This window comes from Brevundimonas sp., assembly GCF_032017145.1.
In the GTDB taxonomy this organism is placed as follows: domain Bacteria; phylum Pseudomonadota; class Alphaproteobacteria; order Caulobacterales; family Caulobacteraceae; genus Brevundimonas.
This window is the reverse complement of the sequence record NZ_DALZQC010000014.1, coordinates 25,749-46,795: the sequence shown is the minus strand read 5'-3', so window position 1 is coordinate 46,795 and position 21,047 is coordinate 25,749. Positions and strand designations below refer to the sequence as shown.

Here is a 21,047-nt window from a genome sequence, read left to right as displayed (position 1 = left end):
CGAGCCGGCGCCGGTCGTGCCGACCTTTCAGGCCCCGCCCGCCCGTGAGCCGGAGCCGCGCCCCGAGCCGGTGATCCGCGTCGCCGAGCCGCAACCGCGCACCCTGGACCCCATCGTCGATCCGTGGGTCGAGGAATACGAAACCCGCGCCCCCGCCGCGACCCGCGCGCCGCAGGGCGACCTGTATGGCGAGCGCGCCGCGTCTCAACCGCAGCAGCAGCCGCAGGCCGACGACGGCTATGACGACCGCGACCACCGCCGCAGCGGTTGGAGCCTGTTCGGCCGGGGCAAGCGCACCCAGCCCCAGACCGACATGGGCTATGCGCCCCAGCACGGTCATCAGACGCGCGGTTCGGCCCAGGCCGCGCATCAGCCGGAACCGGAGGCGGGACAGGCCGATGACGACCTGGAAATCCCATCCTTTCTCCGCCGGTTGGCGAACTAAGACACCGCGATCCTGAGCCCAGGATCGATCAGGACGCCCCGGGGCCGCAAGCCTCGGGGCGTTCGACGTTTCAGACAGGGCTATCGGTGTTTCAGAGCGAAACAATCCGAAACCGGACTTTGGTTTTGTCGTTGCGGCGCGGCCGCTACACGGAAGGCGGGGCGTAGTCCGCACGATGTGCGGGACGCATTGAAAGAAGCGAGTTTTCGGTTTGTCGGTCAGGAACGACCATCACGAACGCACCATCGTCGCGCCGGCCATCATCGCCGGCGTGGGGGTGCACACCGGCCGCCGGGTGCGGCTGGCGGTTCGCCCCGCGCCTTCGGGCACGGGAATCGTCTTCGTGCGCACGGACATCACCGACCGCGACAACCGCATTCCGGTCTCGGGCGAGGCCGTGGTGGATGCGCGCCTGAACACCATGATCGCCAATGGCGACGACGTGCGCCTGTCGACCATCGAGCATCTGATGGCGGCCTTCTCGGCCCTGGGCGTGTCCAACGCCGTGGTCGAGGTGGACGGGCCTGAACTGCCGATCCTGGACGGTTCGGCGCTGGAGTTCGTCAATCTGCTGGATCGCGCGGGCTTTCGCCCGCAGCCGCAGCCGCAGCGCTATATCGAAATCCTGGAAACGGTCCATGTGGTCGAGGGCGACAAGCACGCCGCCCTGATGCCCTGCGACCGTTTCGAGATGCGGTTCGAGATCGATTTCCTGTCCAAGGTCATCGGCAATCAGGTCATCGACTTCGTCGTGGACGAGGCGACCTTCAGGCGCGAGATCATGGCGTGCCGCACCTTCGGTTTCGCTCACGAGGTCGAGGCGTTGCGCAAGGCCGGCCTGGCGCGTGGCGGTTCGCTGGAGAACGCCGTGGTGATCGACGGCGACGACATCCTGAACCCCGGCGGCCTGCGGATGGAGCGCGAGTTCGTGCGACACAAGGCGCTGGACGCCATCGGCGATCTGTATGTGCTGGGCGCGCCGCTGCTGGGCCGTTACGAGGGCTACAAGGCCGGGCACGCCCTGAACAACAAGCTGGTTCGCGCGCTTCTGGCCGCGCCCCACGCCTGGCGCGAAGTGACGCGCGTGCCGGAACTGGCGCGGGCCGGCTAGGCCCCGATCACCGAAATCAACCGGCCGAAATCCGGCTGACGCTGCTGGAAGGCGCGACGGTTGGAGAAGAACCGTTCGGCGTCCGCAAAGGTGTCGTGGCCGGTCCAGACCGCCTGGCCGACGCCGGCCTGCTGCAGCCGCCAGAGGACGAAGCCGGGCAGGTCGAACTGGCGCTTGTCGTCTGTCTCGCCGGGCTGGAAGAAGCGGTCGCTGCCGGGATCGTGGTGGATGAACCGGTCCTCGAAATCGGAGCCGACTTCATAGCTGGCCTGGCCGATGCATGGGCCGACCACGGCCAGGATGCGGCGCGGTTCGGCGCCCAGGGCCTGCATGGCCGCGACGGCGGAATGAACCACCCCGCCCAGGGCGCCCTTCCAACCGGCGTGGACGGCGGCGACGATGCGGGTCTCGGGATCGGCCATAAGGATCGGCGCGCAGTCGGCGGTCAGGACCGAACAGAGCAGGCCCGGCTCGGCCGAGACGACGGCGTCGCCCTCTGGCCGGTCGCCGTTCCAGGGCCCTTCCGCCACGCGGACGACGGCGGAATGGATCTGATAGCAGCCGTTCAGATGGTCGGGCTCTGCGCCGAAATGGGCGGCGACGCGGCGGCGGTTTTCCGCCACGGCGGCGGAATCGTCCTTGGAGCCCACGCCGGCGTTCAGCCCTTTGTAGATGCCGGTCGAGACGCCGCCCGCGCGGGTGAAGAAGCCGTGGGCCACGCCGGCGGCGGTCAGCAGCGGATGGGTGATGGGGGCCAGGTCGGTCATGTCCGCCCTTCTATCAGACGTCCCAGCCGGGCACGGTCAGGGTGTGGGGCGCAAAGATGGCGGCGGCCTTGAACAGGACGCCCATCTGGTCGTCGGCGGTCAGGCGATGAAGCTGGCGCTCGATCACCGGCGCGGCGGCGGGACGGGCGGTCTTCAAGGCTTCTGCGCGAGCGTGGACGCCCAGGCGGCGCAGGAACTCGCCCTGAGGCAGGCAGCCGGTCACGTCGGCTCCGGTGTGGACGGCGGCCTCCAGCACGGCGGGAAAGTCGGCCCATTGCGTCAGGTCCGCCGCGCCGGGATCGGCCAGGGGATCGACCTTTTGATGACGATAGAGGGCCTGGAGCGTATCGCCCGCCTCGGGCCGGGCGCGGCCATAGTCGATCAGCAGGGCGGCGCCGGATGCGGCTTTCACCAGCAGGCCCAGGTCGCGGCCGAAAATCGCCTGCTGATCCGAAATCTCGACCACGCCGCCGGGCGGCACGTCGAAGGCGGGCTTGCTGAAGCCGCCGGTGATGGCGGTCAGGCCGAAAATCAGCTCGCCCCGGTCGTCCACGCCGATGCAACGCTCTGCCCAGCCGTCCTCGGTGCGTACGAACTGGCGGGCGGGCAGGCAGTCCAGCACCTCGTTGGCGATCAGGATGACGGGGGCGTCGGTGTCGATCCGCGTCAGATCCTTCACCCAGCGCGGCGACAGGTCGGCGCCGGCCAAGGCTTTGGCTTGCAGGTCGCGCAGAGGGGCGCTGGGTTCGATCAGGATCAGGTCGCAGGCTTCCAGAAAGCCGGGGGCCAGACGGGCGGCTCGCAGCGCGTCGCTCATCAGCGTGCCGTCGCCGGGACCGACCTCCACCAGGCGGAACCGCTCGGGCGCACCCAGCCGGTTCCAGGTCTCGACCGCCCACAATCCGATCAGTTCGCCGAACATCTGACTGACCAGAGGCGCGGTGATGAAGTCGCCGCCTTCCCCCAGGGCCGGGCGCGAAGCGTAGTAGCCGCCCTTGGGATCATGCAGGCAGCGGGTGACGTAGTCGGCGACCGTCATCGGCCCCGTCAGGGCGATCTCGCGCGCCAGGCGGACCTTCAGGGTTTCGGCCTGGCTCATGCCTCGGCGGCGGCCGGTGGACGCTTCCAGGCGCGCCAGATCAGCCAGCCGCCGACCAGGATCATCGGGATCGACAGCATCATCCCCATGGTCAGACCCAGCGGGAAGTTCGGCATGCCGATATCCGGCTCGCGCACATTCTCCAGCGCCGCACGGCAGACGCCATAGCCCACCAGGAACAGGCCGGTGATGTAGCCGGGCTTCTTCAGCAGATCGAATTTCCAGATGCCGATGGACAGGATGGAGAACAGGACCACGCCCTCCAGCCCCGCCTCGTATAGCTGGCTGGGATGACGCGGCGCGGTTCCGGCGGGGCAGAAGCCGTACATCTGTTCGATGCGCGCATTGCAGAAACGGATGGCCCAGGGGACGGTCGTCTCGCGGCCCCACAGCTCGCCGTTTATGAAGTTGGCCAGACGGCCGAACATCAGGCCGATCGGCACGACGGGCGCGACCAGATCACCCAGGCGCAGCATGTCGATCTTCTGGCTGCGGGCGTAGAGGACGATGGCCAGGCAGACGCCCAGGAAGCCGCCGTGGAAGCTCATGCCGCCGGTCCACAGCTGGAACAGCTCGAACCGTTCGCCCAGCGTCTGGCCGGTGAACAGCTGGCCGTACATGACCGGCTTGTAGAACAGGGCGTAGCCCAATCGTCCGCCCAGGATGATGCCCAGCACGATCCACAGCACCAGGTCGTCCAGCTGGTTGGAGGTGATCGGCGCCTTGCCGGGCGCCCACAGCCGCTGCGTCTTGGCCAGGCGCGCCGCATACCACCAACCCAGCACGATGCCGGCCACATAGGCCAGGGCGTACCAGCGGATCGGCAGCGGCCCGAGGTGGATCAGGACGGGATCGAATTCGGGAAAGGGCAAGGGGCGTTCCTGTGGAGGGCGGTCTCTGAAGGCGGTTTAGCAAGCGGCGCTGCGTCCGTCGCCTGTGAAGACGCATCACGACGCCTTGATGGCGGACCCGAAGCAGCAGAAAGAAAGGTTTCGTTCACCATAGTCGGTGAACCTTCGTTAACGACGTCGAGGTCGGAGGCCGCCATGCAGACCCGCAATCCCATCCTGGACGAGTTCGCCAAGCTGACGACCGGCGCCATGGGCCTAGCCCAGGCGGCGGGCGAAGAGGCCAAGACCGCTTGGCGCGCCCAGGCCGACCGGATCGCCGCCGAGATGGACCTGGTCCGGCGCGACGAGTTCGATGTGCTGAAGGACGAGATCGCCGCCCTGCGCGCCGAGATCGCGGCGCTGAAAGCCGCGAAGACGCCGGCGACGAAGCCTGTGGGGGGAACGTCCACAGATGGAACTCAACCCGGGGACGCAGCCGGTTGAGCCGAATCTGCGAACAGGCTTACCGTTCTGTTAACGCCCGCGATTCTCGCGGATGCAGCTCGAATCGAGACTTTTGATGGATATCGCCCGGCCAGAGGAAATGGACGTGCCGTTCGACCCGCTTGAGGTCGTCGAGCATGTCCTGACGGCCGAGAACCTGCCGTTCGACCGCACCGACGACGGCGACCTGGCCTTCGCCCTGGCCGGCGACTGGAAGGACTATGAGCTGTGGTTCGCCTGGCGGCCCGAGGGCGACTGCCTTCAGCTGTGCTGCGCCCTGGACCTGAAGGTGGCCAAGAGCCGCAAGACGGCGGCCTATGAACTGGTCGGCCTGATCAACCAGCGCACCTGGATGGGCCATTTCGAAGTCTGGGCCGAGGACGGCGAGATCGTCTTCCGTCATTCCCTGGCCCTGCCGATGGGCGAACGCCCGACCCTGGCCCAGGCGGCGTCCATGATCGACGCGGCCATCGAGGCGTCGGACCGCTATTATCCGGCGTTCGACTTCATGGTTCGCGGGAACAAGAAGCCGCAGGAGGCCATCGACGCCTGCCTGTTCGAGACCGTCGGCACCGCCTGATGACCGTTCCGGGGCCTGTCGTTCTGGTCGGGTGCGGCCGGTTGGGATCGGCCATTCTGGAAGGCTGGCTGTCGACCGAAACGGTCGCGGCCGAGGACCTGATCATTCTCAGCCCGTCGGAGAAGCCAGCCGCCGAGGCCGCGCGGGCCAGGGGGGCGCGGATCAATCCGCCGCTGGAAGCCCTGACCGAGGCGGCGGTGATCGTTCTGGCGGTGAAGCCGGCGATCTGGCGCGCGGTGGTCGCTCCGCTGGCGCCCTTCCTGAACGATCAGGCGGTGATCCTTTCGGTGATGGCGGGCGTCACGGCGCCCAGTCTGGCGGAAGGAATCGGCGGTTGGCCCATCGTGCGGGTCATGCCGACGACGGGCGTATCGCGCGGGCGCGGCGTGGCCTCGGTCTGGTCGGCCGACCCGCGCGCCCAGGACATCGGGGGGGGCTTGTTCGAACCGATGGCCGAGACCGTCGTCCTGGCCGACGAGGCCCTGATGGACGCGGCGACGGCGGTGGCCGGATCGGGCGCGGCCTATTTCTACGCCTTCACCGAGGCCCTGGCGCGGGCGGGGGAGGCGGCCGGGCTGGACGCAACGACCGCCGACGTCCTGGCGCGGGCCACCCTGCGCTCGGCGGCGGACTCGATGGGCGACGATGTGCTGGACGCCTTGATCGTCCGTATCGCCTCGCCCGGCGGTTCGACCCGTGCGGGCCTGGACGCCCTGGATCGGGACGGTCGGCTGCAGACGATGCTGGACGACACGGTTGCGGCGGCGGTCCGCCGCAACCGCGAGATGGGCGCCTAGATCAGGGCTCTAGAAGCGGCCGCGCTCGATCTGGTCGCCGAACCGCTCGAAGGCGCGGTCGGCGTCGCGCCAGACGCTGTAGCCCCAGACATCGCGCAGATCGGGCGTGAAGTAGGAATAGTCGACCGGCCGGGTCTGACCGTCCGCCAGGACGATTTCGCCCTTGATCGTAGCCCCGCCGATGGAGACGCTGCGGATCGGGTCGAGGCCCGGGGTGCGGCGAACCTGTTCGATGGTCGGGCGGTTAGGCTTCAGATCGACCAGCACCAGATTGGCCGTCGCGCCGGGATAGCGCTGAGCCAGGGCCTTGCCGACCTCGGTTTGCAGACCGGCGATCTGCTGGCTGACGTCGCGGTCGCCCAGCTTTTCGACCTCACGCCGGAGTTCGGGGCCGACCGTGACGTTGACGGTCGGGGCGGGGGCTTGCGCCTGGGCGATGGCGGCGGCTGCGAGGGTGGCCGCCAGCGGCGCGAAGAAGGCGAGTTTACGCATCACTATGATCTCCTGGCCCTGTCGCACCTAAGATGACCCCGAACCCCCGGTTTCGCTAGGGGCGGCGCACAGGATTCGGCGCGACCTACAGGTTTTCGACGATGGACACCGCGCCGGGCACACGCACGGTCGCCTTCAAGCCCCCCAGGTCGCTGCGGTCCAGGGTGACGTCGCCGCCGTGGGCGCGCGCCACGTCGCGGGCGATGGCCAGGCCCAGGCCGACGCCCTTGCGGTTTTGATTGCGCGACTCGTCCAGTCGCGAGAAGGGGCGGAACGCCTCGTCGTACATGGCTTCGGGGATGCCGGGGCCGTCGTCCTCGACCACAACCTCCAGCCCGCCCGAGGTCAAGGCGCGCCCCGACAGCCGCACGTGTTCGCCATGCGAGGCGGCGTTGCCGGCCAGGTTCACCACCGCCCGCTTGAACGCCAGGGGGCGCAGCGAGGCGGTCATGCCTTCGGGCACGGACACCTCGACCACGGCGCCGGCCCGTCGCGCGTCCTCGGCCGCGGCCTTCAGCAGATCGGAGATGGAGACGGCTTTGGGCGGCTCGCCCGCCTCGCCGCGCGCGAAGTCGAGATATTCGTCGATCATATGCTCCATCTCGTCCAGGTCGCCGCGCATGGCGGCCTGACGCTTGAACGGGGGGGCCAGCGCCAGTTCGAGACGCAGACGGGTCAGGGGCGTTCTCAGGTCGTGGCTGACGGAGGCGAGCAGGGCTGTGCGCTGATCGATGTGGCGCTGGATGCGGTCGCGCATGGCCATGAAGGCGACGGCGGCGGCGCGGACCTCTCGCGCGCCGTGCGGCTTGAAGCGGGGCACGGTCTCGCCGCGCCCGAAGGCCTCGGCCGCATCGGCCAGCCGCTCGATGGCCCGGACCTGATTACGGATGAACAGGATGGCCACCCCCATCAGCAGAACCGTCGCGATGGTCAGCCACAGCACGAAGATATGGGCCTGGGTCGCCACCGCCCGCTCACGCGGCGCGATGATGCGAAGCACGCCCTGCGGCTCCTGCACCTGAATATCGACATAGGCGGGGTAACGGGTGGTGTCGAACCAGTAGGGGCGGTCCAGCCGCGCATCCAGCGCCCGGTCCAGCACCCGGTCCACCACGCCGATGGCGCCGCGCCGCGTCTCGGTCGGCAGGGTGCGGCCTTCCTGCAGCACGATGGACAGGGACATGGAGCGTTCGGCCCGGTCAGCCAACTTGTCCAGATTGGCCTGGGTGGGGTCGTCCTCATAGCTCTGGACCGCCCAGGCGATATCGCCGGCCAGACCCTCGGACAGGCGCGCGGTCACGGTCTGCCAGTGGGCGTCGAAGAAGATCCACGTCACCGCCATCTGCATGACCAGCACCGGCAGGACGATGATCAGCAGCGACCGGCCCCACAGCGAGGTCGGCAGGCGCCGCTTCAGGAAACGCGGCCACAGATAGGCAGGCAGAAGCCGCATGGCGTGGCGTCGCGCTTCAGTCGGGGGCCAGCATATAGCCGACGCCGCGCACGGTCTGCAGATAGCGCGGGTTCTTGGGGTCGACCTCCAACTTGCGGCGCAGGCGCGTGACCTGCACGTCCACGGCCCGGCCGGTGATGTCGGCGGTGTCGGGCGACAGGCTCATCCGCTCGACCGGGGCGTGGGCGTGAAGGGCCAGGGTCTTGAGCAGTTGCGCCTCGGCCTCGGTCAGGCGCTGCGGCGCGCCGTCGCGCGTCAGTTCCAGCCGCTCCATGTCGAAGACGGCGGCGCCCAGTTTGATCTCCTTGGGGCCGATGGGCTTGCCGCCCGTGCGACGCAGGATGGCGTCGATGCGAAGCACAAGTTCGCGCGGCTCGAACGGCTTGGACATATAGTCGTCGGCCCCGCGCGACAGACCCTCGATCCGGTCTTCCGCGTCGCCCTTGGCGGTCAGCAGCAGGACCGGCGTCTTGGACAGTTCGGCCTTGTTGCGGACCCATGACGTCAGGTCCAGGCCGCTTTCGCCCGGCATCATGACGTCCAGCACGACCAGGTCGAACTCGATCAACTCCATCATCCGCTTGGCGGCGGCGGCGTGGGCGGCGCCGGTGACGCGATAGCCCTCGCGCGCCAGGAACTCCTTCAGAAGTTCGCGGATGCGGTCGTCGTCGTCGACGATCAGCAGATGGCGGCCGACGCCGGGACCGGCGATGGGGCCTGAACGGCCATAAGGGCGCGATTCCGTCAGGCTCATGCGACGTTTCCCCCGCCCTGGGCGTTGACCTGAACGATTCGTGAGGCTCTAAGACCGTCAGTTTCGCGGGAGACGTATTTCAATGGCCTTCGTTCCTTTCGACGATCGTGACGGCTGGATTTGGGTGAATGGCGATTTCGTTCCCTGGAGGGAAGCGAAAACGCACGTTCTGACCCACGCTCTGCACTATGGCTCGTCGGTATTCGAGGGTGAGCGTATGTATGGCGGCGAAATCTTCAAGCTCACCCAGCATTCGGAGCGCCTGAAGCGGTCCGCCAACCTGCTCGATTTCGAGATACCCTACAGCGTCGCCGAAATCGACGCCCTGTGTAACGAAACCTGCGCCAAGAACGGTCTGACCGACTGCTACGTGCGTCCGGTCGCCTATCTGGGGCCGGAGCAGACCAGCGTCTCGGCCCTGAACAACAAGGTCCATCTGGCCATCGCCGTATGGGACTGGCCCAGCTATTTCGACCCCGAGGTCAAGGCGCGCGGGCTGAAGCTGGAATGGTCCAAATGGCGTCGCCCCGACCCGGCGACGGCCCCGACGACGGCCAAGGCGGCGGGTCTGTACATGATCTGCACCATGTCCAAAAACTCGGCAGAGCGGCGTGGGTTCGCCGACGCCCTGATGCTGGACTGGCGCGGCTATGTCGCCGAGGCGACCGGCGCCAACGTGTTCTTCGTCAAGGACGGCGTCATCCACACGCCCAAGGTCGATCACATCCTGGACGGCATCACCCGCCAGACCGTCATCGAGATCGCCCGCTCCAAGGGCATCGAGGTGGTGGTGCGCGACATCCTGCCGGAAGAACTGTCCGACTTCTCGGAATGCTTCCTGACCGGCACGGCCGTCGAGGTCACGCCGGTCGCCGAGGTGGGCGACTATCGCTTCACCCCCGGCGCCCTGTCGCTGGACCTGATGGACCACTACGGCAAGCTGGTGCGCGGCCAGCTGTAAAACGGACGCGCGATGGCATGATGCGGGCGGTCCCTTAAGGGGCCGCCCTTTTTCGTTTCGCTTGCCAGCCGCGTCACTTTGTCCTTGAAGCGGAGAAAGACCGGCGGGTGCGCCGGATACGGGGATCGTCTTTCATGTTCAGCCTTCTGAACCTCCAGAGCCTGCTGGGTCTGGTCGTCATCGTCGCGGTCTGCTGGGCGATCTCGGAGAACCGGCGCGCCTTTCCCTGGCGGCTGACGCTCGGGGCCATCGCGGTGCAGGCCGGGCTGGTGCTGGCGCTGTTCGCCATTCCCGGTTCGCAGGGCGTGCTGGCGGCGGTGACCGGGGCGGTGGACGGCCTGGCGGTCGCGACGACCGAAGGCACCAAGTTCGTGTTCGGCTATTTGGCGGGGGGCGACCAACCCTATGCGGTGCAGAACCAGGGCGCCCTGTTCACCTTCGCCTTCCAGGTCCTGCCGCTGATCCTGGTGATCTCGGCCCTGTCGGCGCTGTTGTGGCACTGGAAGATCCTGAAGTGGATCACTCTGGGCTTCGGCTTCCTGTTCCAGAAGACGATGGGATTAGGCGGCGCCTCCGCCCTGGCCGTCGCGGCCAACATCTTCCTGGGCATGATCGAAAGCCCGATCGTCATCCGCGCCTATCTGGACAAGCTGACCCGGTCGGAAATCTTCCTGATGATGGTGGTGGGCCTGGCCACCGTCGCCGGTTCGACCATGGTGGCCTATGCGACCATCCTGTCGCCGGTCCTGACCAATGCGGCGGGCCATGTTCTGGTCGCCTCCATCGTCTCGGCTCCGGCCGGTGTGCTGCTGGCGCGGATCATCATTCCCGAGAAAGAGGGCATGGGCGGCGCGGTCGCCGACTACGATTCCGCGCTGAAGTACGACAGCGCCATCGACGCCATCGTGAAGGGCACGTCGGACGGCCTGATGGTGGTGCTGAACATCTCGGCGGTGCTGATCGTGTTCGTGGCCCTGGTCGCCCTGGTCAATGTCATGCTGGGCGGCTTCGTGGTGTTCGATGCGCCGCTGACGGTCGAGCGGATGCTGGGCTGGATCTTCGCCCCTGTCGCCTGGCTGATCGGGGTGGAATGGAAGGACGCCGACGTCGCCGGCTGGCTGCTGGGCGTCAAACTGACCCTGACCGAGTTCGTCGCCTTCATCGACCTGGGCAAGGTGCCGGCGGGCGAGATGACGGAGCGGACGCGGATGCTGATGACTTACGCCCTGTGCGGTTTCGCCAACATCGGTTCGGTCGGCATCACGGTGACCGGCCTGTCGGTTCTGATGCCCGAGCGGCGCGAAGAGGTTCTGGGCATGATCTGGAAGGGGCTGTTCGCCGGCTTCCTGGCCACCTTGATGACCGCCGCCATCGTGGGCGCCTTGCCCGCCGCGGTGTTCGGAAGCTAGCCTTTCGCTCCATCGTCTTCGACCAAGAGGGTCGCGCCATGAAGTTGTACACCTCCAATCGCGCGCCCAACCCGCGCCGGGTCCGTTGGGTGATGGCCGAGAAGGGCGTCGCCGACGTCGAGATGGTCGAGATCGACATCATGGCGGGCGAGCACAAGAAGCCCGCCTTCCGCGATCGCGTCGGCGTGCCCCACCTGCCGGCGCTGGAGCTGGACGACGGGACGATCCTGTCGGAATCCATCGCCATCTGCCGCTATCTGGAGGCGCTGCACCCCGAGCCGAACCTGTTCGGGCGAGATCCGTTGGACCAGGCCGAGGTCGAGATGTGGACGCGGCGGTGCGAATTCTATCTGGCCACGCCGATCATGCTGAACGTGCGCCACACCCACCCGGCCCTGGCGGCCCTCGAGGCGACGCAAACGCCTCAGATCGCCGAATACAACCGTCTGTCCGCCGAGCGGTTCATGAAGACGCTGGACGCCCATCTGGCGACGCGCACCTTCCTGGCGCTGGACCGGTTCACCATCGCCGACATCGTGGGCGTGGTGGGTCTGGATTTCGCGCGACTGGTCAAATACAGCCCCCCGGCCGAGTTCGAGCATCTGGCGCGCTGGCTGGAGACCTGCCGCGCGCGCCCGGCGGCCAAGGCCGGGGTCTGAGGCGACCATGCGCGCCCTGGCCCCGTCGCATCAGGCGTTGGCCATGTCGCTGGCGGTGCTGGCCGGCTACGTCGACAGTCTGGGCTTCCTGCAACTGGGCGGGGTGTTCGTCTCCTTCATGAGCGGCAACTCCACCCGTCTGGCGGCCAGCCTGGCCGAGGGGCGTTGGGCGGCGGCGGGTGGGCTGGCGGGCGTTCTGATCCTGTTCGTCATGGGATCGTTCTGCGGCGCCCTGATCGCGCGCGGGCAGGAGGAGCGATCACGCAGCCGCGTTCTGGCGTTCGAGGGCGCGCTGCTGACACTGGCGGCTCTGGCGGCCGGCCTGGGATACAAACCTGTCGCCATAGGGCTGATGGTCATGGCCATGGCCGCCGAGAACTCGGTCTTTCTGCGAAACGGCGAGGCGGCCGTCAGCCTGACCTATATGACCGGAACCCTGGTCAAGCTGGGCCAGAGCCTGGCCGCCGCCGTGACGGGCGGCCAGCGGTGGGCGTTCGCGCCCTATCTGGTCCTGTGGGCCGGGCTGACCGGCGGGGCGGTCGTCGGCGCCCTGACGTTCGGGCGGCTGGGGCTGGCGGCGCTGTGGCCGGCGGCGGCCTTCGCCTTCGCCCTGGCCGTCGCGACCCGGTTCAGCCGCGCGGCGTGAATTTTCGGATCACGCCGGAGAAGGTCATCAGCAGCCGCTCGCCCGTGTTGATCTGGCCCCGCACGAAGATCAGGCTCTTGCCCGCCTTGGTCACCTGGCCCGTCGCCTCGATCAGTTCGCCGACATAGCCGCCGTCGATGAAGGTCGAATCCAGCTGCACCGTCACGCCCGAGGCGCCTTCCATCTCCTGATAGGCGATCTGGAACATGGCGATGTCGGCGAAGGTCATCAGACAGCCGCCGTGCATCCGCCCGCCGGCGTTCATGTGCTTCTGCTCGGCGCGGAAGGCGCAGCGCATGTGTCCGTCGGGGTCGGGTCGGCCATAGAAGGGGCCGACCACGGTGTCGAAGGTGTCGTGCAGATCATAGGTCTGCCACCCGGCGAACTCGCCTTCGGTGATGGTGATTTTCTTCGGCATGCAGACTCGGCCTTACTTCTGGGCGTGCGGTGCAGCATATAGGCGCAATGAGCGATCCGATCGAAACCGCAATCCTGAATAAAATCGCCTCCCTCGAGCCGGGCAAGAGCATCGAGCCCGCCGAAGTGGCCAAGACGCTACAGCCCGAACAGTGGCAGCGGATGCTGCCCAAGGTGCGCGCCGCGGCGCTTGGCCTGATGCGTGAGGGCAAGCTGACCATCACCAAGAAGGGCAAGGCCGTCGATCCCGACGACTTCAAGGGGGTCACGCGCCTGCGTCAGGCCACGCCGGAAGAGGCCGCCCTGGCGCTGAGCCGCCGTCCGCCGGTCGTCGACCAGGACGATGACGACTGATCTCGACGAGGTCCTGGCCGACATCCGCGCCTGTCGCGCCTGCGCCGGCGTGCTGCCGCACACGCCGCGTCCGGTGGTGCGGGTGTTTCCCGAGACGCGGCTGCTGATCTGCGGCCAGGCGCCGGGGCGGCGGGTGCATGAAAGCGGCCTGCCGTTCACAGATCCGTCCGGCGACCGGCTGCGCGACTGGATGGGCGTGGATTACGAGACCTTCTACGCCGACCGCCGCATCGGCGTGGCGGCCCAGGCCTTCTGCTATCCCGGAACCGCGCCGAAAGGCGGCGACTATCCGCCGCCGAGGCGGTGCGCGGACCTGTGGCGGGCGCAGCTGATGGACGCCTTGCCGCGCATGGAGCTGACCCTGCTGGTCGGAGGCTATGCCCAGGCCTGGGCGCTGGGCGAGCGGGCCGGGCGCAACATGACCGAGACGGTGCGGGCGTGGCGCGACTATGCGCCGGACCTCTTGGTTCTGCCGCATCCGTCGTGGCGCAATACGGCCTGGCTGAGGAAGAATCCGTGGTTCGAGGATGAGGTCGTGCCCTATCTGCGGGAACGGGTGCGCGGCATTCTGACTTTCGCTGATCCAGCGAACACCGGGGAGCCGGGGCTTTCATGAAGCGAAGGGTATGGCGAATGGCGTCGAGGGTTTCCGGGCTGATCCCGCTGGCGGCCGCCCTGGCGTTGTCGGCTTGCGCCACGCCCCACATCCAGCCGCCGCTGACGCCGCCGCCGGGGTTCGTCGGGCCGCACGTCGAGGACAAGGCCCTGGTCATGTCCGACGGCGCCAGCCTGCCGCTTCTGCAATGGGGACCCAAGGATCGGAACCCCTGGGCGGTGATCGTGGCGCTGCACGGCATGAACGATCATGGGGCCAGCTTCCGCCTGGCCGGGCCGTGGTGGGCCGAGCAGGGGATCGAGACCTGGGCCTTCGACCAGCGCGGCTTCGGCGGCGCGCCGGGACGCGGCGTCTGGGCCGGTCAGCAGCGTATGACCGACGACGTGCGCGAGGCCGTGGCCATGGCGCGCGCCCGCTATCCCGACGCCGTCATCGCCGTGGTGGGCGAAAGCATGGGCGGCTCGGTCGCGGCGGCCGCCTTCGCCTCCGACAATCCGCCGGATGCGGACCGGGTGGTTCTGCTGTCGCCCGGCGTCTGGGGCTGGTCGTCGCAGGGGCCGTTCAACAGCGCGGCGATCACCCTGGCGGCGCGGGCGCTGGGCGATGTGGCGCTGGAGCCGCCGTCCTTCATCACCCGGGGCATTCACGCCTCGTCCAACACGCTGGAGCTGGTGCGGAACGGGCGCGATCCCCGCAGCATACTGGCGACGCGGTTCGACACCATCTACGGCCTGGTCGATCTGATGGAGACTTCGGCGCAGAACCTGGGCCGCATTCGCGGCGACGCCCTATTGATGTACGGCGCCAACGACGAGGTGGTGAAGCGCGATCAGATGCGCGCGGCCCTGCGGCGCGCCCAGGCGGAGGGCGGGACGCTGCAGACCGCCTGGTATCCGCACAGCTGGCATCTGCTGGACCGCGATCTGGATGCGGAGATCGTCTACCGTGACGTGGCCGCCTGGCTGCGCGACCCCAGGGCGCCGCTTCCATCCGGCGCACCTGAGGTTCTGCCCCAGTTGGAGGCCCAGCCCGGCCGCCTCGGCCGCCACTCTTAACGCGACGTTTACCATCCAGGCGGCATTTTCTGCCTAGCGGGGCGTAGGCATCTCCCGCGAGTTTGGGGCGGGATCGCGTGGGCGGCTTTACGGCGGCGTTGCAGAAGTTCGGGATCGGCCGTCTGGCGGCGGTCCTCGGCGTCGCCGCCGGCGTGGCCGCCGTGCTGGTCGCCGTCATGCTGCGTATGGGCCAGGCGCCCGACGCGCTGCTGTATTCCAACCTGGACCTGCGCGAGGCCGGCGAGATCACCGCCGCCCTGGACCAGGCCAACATCAAATATTCGTCCAAGGGCGACGGCTCGACCATCATGGTCAACCGCGACGAGGTCGGCACGGCCCGGATGCTGGTCGCCGGCAAGGGATTGGTGACGTCGGGCTCGGTCGGTTACGAGCTGTTCGACAACCAGTCGGTCCTGGGCCAGACCGAGTTCCAGCAGCAGTTGAACGAACAGCGCGCCCTGCAGGGCGAGCTGTCGCGCACCATCATGTCGATGCGCGGCATCACCGCCGCCCGCGTCCACATCACCTTGCCGCGCCGCGAAATGTTCACCTCCGCCGCCGGAGAGCCGACCGCCGCCGTCCTGGTGGGCGTGGGGGGGCGTGATCTGAGCGGCGATCAGGTGCGGGCGATCCGCAATCTGGTGGCCTCTTCCGTGCCGAACCTGAAGCCCGACCGCGTGACCGTCGCCGATCAGAACAACCGCACCTTGGCGGCGGGCGGCGAGGACGGCTTCACCTCCGCCTCGGCCGAGGAGGCCAAGGGCAATACCGAGGCCCAGCTTCAGTCCCGCATCAAGGACATCGTGGAAGGCGTCGTCGGCGTCGGCGCCGCCCGCGTTCAGGTCACGGCCGACATCGACCACAGCCGCTCCACCACCCAGGAGCAGAAGTTCGATCCCGACGGTCAGGTGGTGCGTTCGACCACCACTAACGGCTCCCAGTCCAGCGACACGACGGGCCAGCCGGACGGCGGGGTGACGGCGACCAACAACATCCCCGGCGGCGCGGCGCCTGCTGCGACCCCGGCCGGTTCGACCAACGCCCAGAACGCCGAGACCACCAACTACGAAATCTCCAACACCACCACGACCACGACCAAGGAGCCGGGCGAGGTCAGGAAACTGGCCGTCGCCGTCGCCGTGGACGGCAAGTGGACGCCCGCCAAGGACGGCAAGGGCGAGGCGACCTACGCCCCCCGCTCGGCCGAGGAGATCAACCAGATCAAGTCCCTGGTCGCCGCCGCCGCCGGCATCGACGAGAGCCGGGGCGACAAGATCGAGGTGATCAACGTCCGCTTCAACCACGACACCGGCATCCCCGGCGGCCTAGAAGGCGCCTCCTCGATGTTCGACTTCTCCAAGGACGACATCATGCGGGGCGTCGAGCTGCTGGTCCTGCTGATCACCGGCGTGCTGCTGATCTTCTTCGTCCTGCGGCCGCTGCTGAAGACGGCGGCGGGCGGAACGAACCTGCCGGCGGCGGCGTCCCCGGCCGGTTTGCCGGTGACGGCGGTGACGACGACGGTGATCGGCCCGGACGGTCAGCCGCAGCTGGTCCAGCTGCCTTCGCCCAGCGAGATGGAGCAGAAGATCGACATCGCCCGCATCGAGGGCCAGGTGAAGGCGTCCTCGGTCAAGAAGGTCGCCGACTTCGTTCAGTCGCATCCTGACGATGCGGCCGGCATCCTGCGGTCCTGGGTGGCCGAAGGCTGATGGCGAAGCTGGTCAACAAGAAGGCGTCCATCGAAGACGCCAACAAGCTGTCGGGCCCTGAAAAGGCGGCCGTCATCCTGCTGGCCCTGGGCGAGGAGCACACCGCCCTGTGGGAGCGGCTGGACGACGACGAGGTCAAGGAAATCTCCCAGGCCATGGCGACCCTGGGCAATGTCACGGCCGAGGCGGTCGAGGCGCTGTTGATCGAGTTCGTGTCGGGCCTGTCCGGCTCCGGCTCGGTGATGGGCAGCTATGAACAGACCCAGCGACTGCTCAGCGCCTTCCTGCCCAAGGAGCGCGTCGACGGGCTGATGGAGGAGATCCGCGGTCCGGCGGGTCGCACCATGTGGGACAAGCTGGGCAATGTGAACGAGGCGGTGCTCGCCAACTATCTGAAGAACGAATACCCCCAGACCGTGGCGGTCATCCTGTCAAAGGTCCGCACCGATCACGCCGCCCGCGTCCTGACCAGCCTACCCGAAGATTTCGCCCTGGAATGCGTGCAGCGGATGCTTCGCATGGAGCCGGTGCAGCGCGAAATCCTAGACAAGATCGAGGCCACCCTGCGCACCGAGTTCATGTCCAACCTGGCGCGCACCTCCAAGCGCGACAGCCATGAGATGATGGCCGACATCTTCAACAGCTTCGACCGCCAGACCGAGGCCCGCTTCATCGGCGCGCTGGAGGAGCGCAACCGCGAATCCGCCGAACGCATCCGCGCCCTGATGTTCGTGTTCGAGGACCTGTCCAAGCTGGACCCCGGCGGGGTGCAGACCCTGTTGCGCAGCGTGGACAAGGATTCGCTGGGTCTGGCGCTGAAAGGCGCTTCGGAAGGGCTGCGCGAGATGTTCTTCTCCAACATGTCCGAGCGCGCCTCCAAGATCATGCGCGAGGACATGGAATCCATGGGGCCCGTGCGTTTGAAGGACGTGGACACCGCCCAGATGGCCATGGTCCAGGTCGCCAAGGATCTGGCCGCCAAGGGCGACATCATGCTGGCCGGTCAGGGCGCCGACGACGAGTTGATCTACTGACATGACCGCCTCCGCCCAAGATCGCCGCCCCTTCGTCTTCGACACCGAGTTCGACGCGGACGGCTCCGTCGTGCGTCCCAGCGCCTGGACGCCGACCAAGCGCGCCTATCTGCCCGCCGAGGTGGACGCCCTGGTGGCGCAGGCGCGGCTGGAGGCCCGCCAGCAGGCGTTGAACGAGATCGAGAACATCCGCGCCCTGGCCCTGACCAACATCGCCCAGGCGGCCGCCTCGGCCATGCCGACCCTGCGGGCCGCGGCCCAGGCGCATCGCGAACAGTCGGCCGACCTGGCTCTTGCCGCCGCCCGCGCCATCGCCGGCGCCGCGCTGGATCGGTTTCCCCAGGCGCCGTTGAAGGCTGCGCTGGAGATGCTGGCGCAGGAGATCGACGCCTCGCCCCGTCTGGTGGTCCGCGCCTCGGGCCTGGACGAGACGGCGCGCGGACTGATCGAACAGGCCTGCGCCGACAGCGGCTTCACCGGGGCGGTCGCCTTCCGCGACGAGCCGGGCCTGCACGCCGCCGCCTTCCAGCTGGAATGGGCGGACGGTCGCGCCGACCATGATCCGCAGATGTCCGCCCAACGCGTCGCCGAGGCCCTGGCCGCCGCCCTGGCGGCCGAGGCCGGACACGCCGAAACCCTTTCCGTCGATAGGAGCATGTTCTGATGGCGTCCGACGACCTGGCCCTTGAGGAATTCTCCGCCCTGTCCGATCTGCCGCCGGTGGAGGACGCGGGCGAGAAGACCGCCGCCGATCTGGCCACCGTCTTCGACGTGCCGGTCAATATTTCGGCCGTGTTGGGCAAGTCGCACATGTCGGTGGCCCAGTTGCTGAAGCTGAACAAGGGGTCGGTGCTGGAGCTGGACCGCAAGGTCGGCGAGGCCATCGACATCTTCGTCAACAACCGCCTGATCGCGCGCGGCGAGGTCGTCGTCGTCGACGACCGGCTGGGCGTGACCATGACGGAAATCATCAAGAGCGAGGACAGCGGCGCCTGATCGGCGACGCGCTCGAAACAGGAATTAGAGGAGAAGAACGATGCGTCTTCTGGTGGTAGGCAGACTGAGCGGCCAGCTGGCTTCGGCGGTCAAGATGGCCATGGCGCACGGCGCCAAGGTCAATCACGTCGAACGCGCCGATCAGGCGACCGAGCAGCTTCGGCGCGGGCAGGGCGCGGATCTGCTGATGGTCGACTATCAGCTCGACATCGCCGCCCTGATCGCCGCCAACGAGGCCGAGCGGATCACCATTCCGGTGGTGGCCTTCGGCGTCGATGCCGATGCGCGTGAGGCCGCCGCCGCCATCAAGGCCGGGGCCAAGGAGTTCATCCCGCTTCCGCCCGACGCCGAACTGATCGCCGCCGTCCTGTCGGCGGTGGCGGACGACGAAAAGCCGATGATCTCGGCCGATCCGTCGATGAAGGCGGTGCTGCAACTGGCCGATCAGGTCGCCCGGTCGGAAGCCTCGATCCTGGTCACCGGCGAAAGCGGCGTCGGCAAGGAGGTGATGGCCCGTTACCTGCACGAAAACTCGCGCCGCAAGGAACGCCCGTTCATCAGCGTCAACTGCGCCGCCATTCCCGACAATCTGCTGGAATCCGAACTGTTCGGCCATGAGAAGGGCGCCTTCACCGGCGCCGTCGCGCGCCGGATCGGCAAGTTCGAGGAGGCCGACGGCGGCACCCTGCTGCTGGACGAAATCTCGGAGATGGACGCCCGGCTGCAGGCCAAGCTTCTGCGCGCGATCCAGGAGCGGGTCATCGACCGCGTGGGCGGCTCCAAACCCGTGCCGGTCAACATCCGCATCATCGCCACCTCGAACCGCGACCTGTCCAAGGCCGTGGCGGAGGGCGTGTTCCGCGAAGACCTGCTGTATCGGCTGAACGTCGTGAACCTGCGACTGCCGTCCCTGCGCGAACGGCCCGGCGACATCGGCGTGCTGGCCGATCACTTCATCAAGAAATACGCCGACGCCAACGGCGTGCCGGTGCGCCCCATGTCGGCCGCCGCGCGCCAGGCCATCGTCGCCCATCGCTGGCCCGGCAACGTTCGCGAGCTGGAAAACGCCATGCACCGGGCGGTGCTGCTGGCGGTCGGGCCCGAGATCGACGTGGACGCCATCCGCCTGCCGGACGGTCAGCCCTTGGGCGGGATGGGCGCCGCCATGATGGCGGGACAGGCCTATGAGGCGCCGCTTGGCGGGGTCGCCGCACGCGCCGCCCAGGCCGCCGACGCCGTGACCCGCAGCTTCGTCGGACAGACGGTGGCGGCGATGGAGAAGACCCTGATCCTGGACACCCTGACCCACTGTCTGGGCAACCGCACCCATGCGGCCAACATCCTGGGCATCTCCATCCGCACTCTGCGCAACAAGCTGAACGAATACGCCGACGAGGGCGCGGCCATCCCGGCGCCCCAGAGCGGGGTGTCCGCCTCGGGCTATGCGGCCTGACGGATGGGCCGGGGCTTTGATCGCAGGACGTTGATCGGCGGCGCGGGCGCGATGACGCTCGTCGGCTGCTATCCGAAGCGCGAGGAGCCGAAAGCCGAGGACGACCGGCCCGAGTTCCTGCTGGCCGATCTGGAAGCGCGTCACGGCGGTCGGCTGGGCGTGGCGGCGCTCGACGTCGGCAGCCAGCGCCGCGTGTCCTGGCGCGGGCAGGAGCGGTTCCCCTTCTGCTCGACCTTCAAGGCGTTCCTGGCCGCCGCCGTTCTGGAGCGGGTGCAGCGCGACGAAGAGCGATTGGATCGCGCCGTGCCGGTCGTTCGCGCCGACATGATCCCCCATGCGCCGGTGACCGAAAAGGCCATCGGCCGCACCCTGACCATTCGTGAACTGATGCAGGCCGCCGTGGAGGTCAGCGACAATCCGGCCGCCAATATCCTGATCCGTGAAATGGGCGGAATCGCCGTATGGCGTTCGTGGTGGCCGACGTTCGGCGACACCACCACCCTGATCTCGCGCCTGGAGCCGGACCTGAACACCGCCCTGCCCAATGATCCGCGCGACACCTGCCTGCCGGACCAGAGCATCGCCAATATTCGCGAGCTGGCCTTCGGCAACCGGCTGACGCCGCCGCACGACCAGATGATCCAGGGCTGGATGACGGCCTCGCCGACCGGCCCGAACCGCATCAAGGCCGGCGCGCCGCAGGGCTGGACCGTCGCGCACAAGACCGGCACGGGCGCGAATGGAACCGCCAACGACGTCGGCGTGGCCTTCCCCCTGTCTGGCGCGCCGGTGATCCTGGCGACCTATTTCACCGGCGCGACGCAGGCGAGCGACGATCAGCGCGATGCCGTGATCGCAGAGGCGACCCGTCGCGTCTTCAGGGCGTTGGGCCGTGACTGATAC

General features: G+C 68.1%; 24 protein-coding genes and 1 pseudogene. 18 read left to right on the top strand and 7 right to left on the bottom strand.

Annotation, left to right across the window (positions count from 1 at the left end; genetic code table 11):
• Positions 1-445 (top strand): annotated as a pseudogene (locus RTU05_RS04355) (cell division protein FtsZ); the annotation flags it as partial.
• 211 nt (positions 446-656) lie between these two features.
• The gene (gene lpxC, locus RTU05_RS04350; RefSeq protein WP_312596052.1) at positions 657-1,556 is read left to right on the top strand and encodes a UDP-3-O-acyl-N-acetylglucosamine deacetylase; all 900 of its coding nucleotides are present in this window, start codon (positions 657-659) and stop codon (positions 1,554-1,556) included.
• On the opposite strand, the gene pgeF is transcribed toward lpxC, so the two are convergent.
• The 3 genes from pgeF to lgt are packed head-to-tail and all read right to left on the bottom strand — an operon-like array spanning position 1,553 to position 4,294.
• Positions 1,553-2,323, bottom strand: a complete 771-nt coding sequence (gene pgeF, locus RTU05_RS04345; protein WP_312596050.1) for a peptidoglycan editing factor PgeF — start codon at positions 2,321-2,323, stop codon at positions 1,553-1,555. The genes lpxC and pgeF overlap by 4 nt on opposite strands.
• 13 nt (positions 2,324-2,336) lie before the next feature.
• Positions 2,337-3,422, bottom strand: coding sequence for an SAM-dependent methyltransferase (locus RTU05_RS04340; protein ID WP_312596047.1), 1,086 nt, complete (start codon positions 3,420-3,422; stop codon positions 2,337-2,339).
• Positions 3,419-4,294 carry a prolipoprotein diacylglyceryl transferase gene (gene lgt / locus RTU05_RS04335; RefSeq protein WP_312596045.1) on the bottom strand — a complete coding sequence of 292 codons (876 nt, stop codon included), beginning with the start codon at positions 4,292-4,294 and terminating at the stop codon, positions 3,419-3,421. Before lgt ends, RTU05_RS04340 begins: the two co-directional genes overlap by 4 nt.
• Before the next feature lie 174 nt (positions 4,295-4,468).
• Here lgt and RTU05_RS04330 point away from each other — a divergent pair, with 174 nt between their 5' ends.
• The 3 genes from RTU05_RS04330 to RTU05_RS04320 all read left to right on the top strand — a co-directional run bounded on the left by RTU05_RS04330 (position 4,469) and on the right by RTU05_RS04320 (position 6,133).
• The gene (locus RTU05_RS04330; RefSeq protein ID WP_312596043.1) at positions 4,469-4,756 is read left to right on the top strand and encodes an accessory factor UbiK family protein; all 288 of its coding nucleotides are present in this window, start codon (positions 4,469-4,471) and stop codon (positions 4,754-4,756) included.
• 76 nt (positions 4,757-4,832) lie between these two features.
• Positions 4,833-5,336: a YbjN domain-containing protein gene (locus RTU05_RS04325; protein ID WP_087119719.1), complete on the top strand. Its 504-nt coding sequence runs from the start codon at positions 4,833-4,835 to the stop codon at positions 5,334-5,336.
• Positions 5,336-6,133 carry a pyrroline-5-carboxylate reductase dimerization domain-containing protein gene (locus tag RTU05_RS04320; protein ID WP_312596041.1) on the top strand — a complete coding sequence of 266 codons (798 nt, stop codon included), beginning with the start codon at positions 5,336-5,338 and terminating at the stop codon, positions 6,131-6,133. Before RTU05_RS04325 ends, RTU05_RS04320 begins: the two co-directional genes overlap by 1 nt.
• A 9-nt stretch (positions 6,134-6,142) precedes the next feature.
• On the opposite strand, the gene RTU05_RS04315 is transcribed toward RTU05_RS04320, so the two are convergent.
• From RTU05_RS04315 to RTU05_RS04305, 3 genes are all read right to left on the bottom strand, one after another.
• Positions 6,143-6,625, bottom strand: a complete 483-nt coding sequence (locus tag RTU05_RS04315) for a hypothetical protein (RefSeq protein WP_312596039.1) — start codon at positions 6,623-6,625, stop codon at positions 6,143-6,145.
• Positions 6,626-6,710: 85 nt separating this feature from the next.
• The gene (locus RTU05_RS04310) at positions 6,711-8,078 is read right to left on the bottom strand and encodes an ATP-binding protein (protein WP_312596037.1); all 1,368 of its coding nucleotides are present in this window, start codon (positions 8,076-8,078) and stop codon (positions 6,711-6,713) included.
• A gap of 16 nt (positions 8,079-8,094) precedes the next feature.
• A complete protein-coding gene (locus tag RTU05_RS04305; protein WP_312596035.1) occupies positions 8,095-8,832 on the bottom strand; it encodes a response regulator transcription factor in 738 nt (245 codons plus the stop codon).
• An 82-nt stretch (positions 8,833-8,914) separates the two neighbouring features.
• Here RTU05_RS04305 and RTU05_RS04300 point away from each other — a divergent pair, with 82 nt between their 5' ends.
• From RTU05_RS04300 to RTU05_RS04285, 4 genes are all read left to right on the top strand, one after another.
• The gene (locus RTU05_RS04300; protein ID WP_312596033.1) at positions 8,915-9,793 is read left to right on the top strand and encodes a branched-chain amino acid aminotransferase; all 879 of its coding nucleotides are present in this window, start codon (positions 8,915-8,917) and stop codon (positions 9,791-9,793) included.
• Positions 9,794-9,927: 134 nt separating this feature from the next.
• The gene (locus RTU05_RS04295; protein WP_312596031.1) at positions 9,928-11,202 is read left to right on the top strand and encodes a nucleoside transporter C-terminal domain-containing protein; all 1,275 of its coding nucleotides are present in this window, start codon (positions 9,928-9,930) and stop codon (positions 11,200-11,202) included.
• A gap of 38 nt (positions 11,203-11,240) precedes the next feature.
• A complete protein-coding gene (locus tag RTU05_RS04290; protein WP_312596029.1) occupies positions 11,241-11,861 on the top strand; it encodes a glutathione S-transferase in 621 nt (206 codons plus the stop codon).
• Positions 11,862-11,868: 7 nt separating this feature from the next.
• The gene (locus RTU05_RS04285; protein WP_312596027.1) at positions 11,869-12,507 is read left to right on the top strand and encodes a YoaK family protein; all 639 of its coding nucleotides are present in this window, start codon (positions 11,869-11,871) and stop codon (positions 12,505-12,507) included.
• On the opposite strand, the gene RTU05_RS04280 is transcribed toward RTU05_RS04285, so the two are convergent.
• On the bottom strand, positions 12,491-12,925 hold the full coding sequence (locus RTU05_RS04280) for a PaaI family thioesterase (protein WP_087119729.1): 435 nt from the start codon (positions 12,923-12,925) through the stop codon (positions 12,491-12,493). The two genes, RTU05_RS04285 and RTU05_RS04280, sit on opposite strands and share 17 nt — an antisense overlap.
• A 47-nt stretch (positions 12,926-12,972) precedes the next feature.
• Between RTU05_RS04280 and RTU05_RS04275 the strand changes: the two genes are divergently transcribed.
• The 9 genes from RTU05_RS04275 (at position 12,973) to bla (ending at position 21,044) form a co-directional block, all read left to right on the top strand.
• On the top strand, positions 12,973-13,278 hold the full coding sequence (locus RTU05_RS04275) for a DUF3253 domain-containing protein (RefSeq protein WP_312596025.1): 306 nt from the start codon (positions 12,973-12,975) through the stop codon (positions 13,276-13,278).
• Positions 13,268-13,894, top strand: a complete 627-nt coding sequence (locus tag RTU05_RS04270; protein WP_312596023.1) for a uracil-DNA glycosylase family protein — start codon at positions 13,268-13,270, stop codon at positions 13,892-13,894. Before RTU05_RS04275 ends, RTU05_RS04270 begins: the two co-directional genes overlap by 11 nt.
• A gap of 17 nt (positions 13,895-13,911) precedes the next feature.
• Positions 13,912-14,949: an alpha/beta fold hydrolase gene (locus RTU05_RS04265; RefSeq protein WP_312596021.1), complete on the top strand. Its 1,038-nt coding sequence runs from the start codon at positions 13,912-13,914 to the stop codon at positions 14,947-14,949.
• 77 nt (positions 14,950-15,026) lie between these two features.
• A complete protein-coding gene (fliF, locus tag RTU05_RS04260) occupies positions 15,027-16,661 on the top strand; it encodes a flagellar basal-body MS-ring/collar protein FliF (protein WP_312596020.1) in 1,635 nt (544 codons plus the stop codon).
• Positions 16,661-17,695, top strand: coding sequence for a flagellar motor switch protein FliG (gene fliG / locus RTU05_RS04255; protein ID WP_248118746.1), 1,035 nt, complete (start codon positions 16,661-16,663; stop codon positions 17,693-17,695). The genes fliF and fliG overlap by 1 nt, the downstream gene beginning before the upstream one ends.
• Before the next feature lies 1 nt (position 17,696).
• Positions 17,697-18,359 (top strand): flagellar assembly protein FlbE, encoded by a 663-nt coding sequence (locus tag RTU05_RS04250; protein ID WP_312596018.1) that lies wholly within the window; start codon positions 17,697-17,699, stop codon positions 18,357-18,359.
• On the top strand, positions 18,359-18,691 hold the full coding sequence (gene fliN, locus RTU05_RS04245; protein ID WP_248118748.1) for a flagellar motor switch protein FliN: 333 nt from the start codon (positions 18,359-18,361) through the stop codon (positions 18,689-18,691). The genes RTU05_RS04250 and fliN overlap by 1 nt, the downstream gene beginning before the upstream one ends.
• Positions 18,692-18,731: 40 nt before the next feature.
• Complete coding sequence (locus RTU05_RS04240) at positions 18,732-20,144, top strand: sigma-54 dependent transcriptional regulator (protein ID WP_312596015.1); 1,413 nt, start codon at positions 18,732-18,734, stop codon at positions 20,142-20,144.
• Between the two features lie 51 nt (positions 20,145-20,195).
• Positions 20,196-21,044, top strand: a complete 849-nt coding sequence (gene bla / locus RTU05_RS04235) for a class A beta-lactamase (protein ID WP_312596013.1) — start codon at positions 20,196-20,198, stop codon at positions 21,042-21,044.
• The last annotated feature ends 3 nt before the right edge of the window (positions 21,045-21,047 follow it).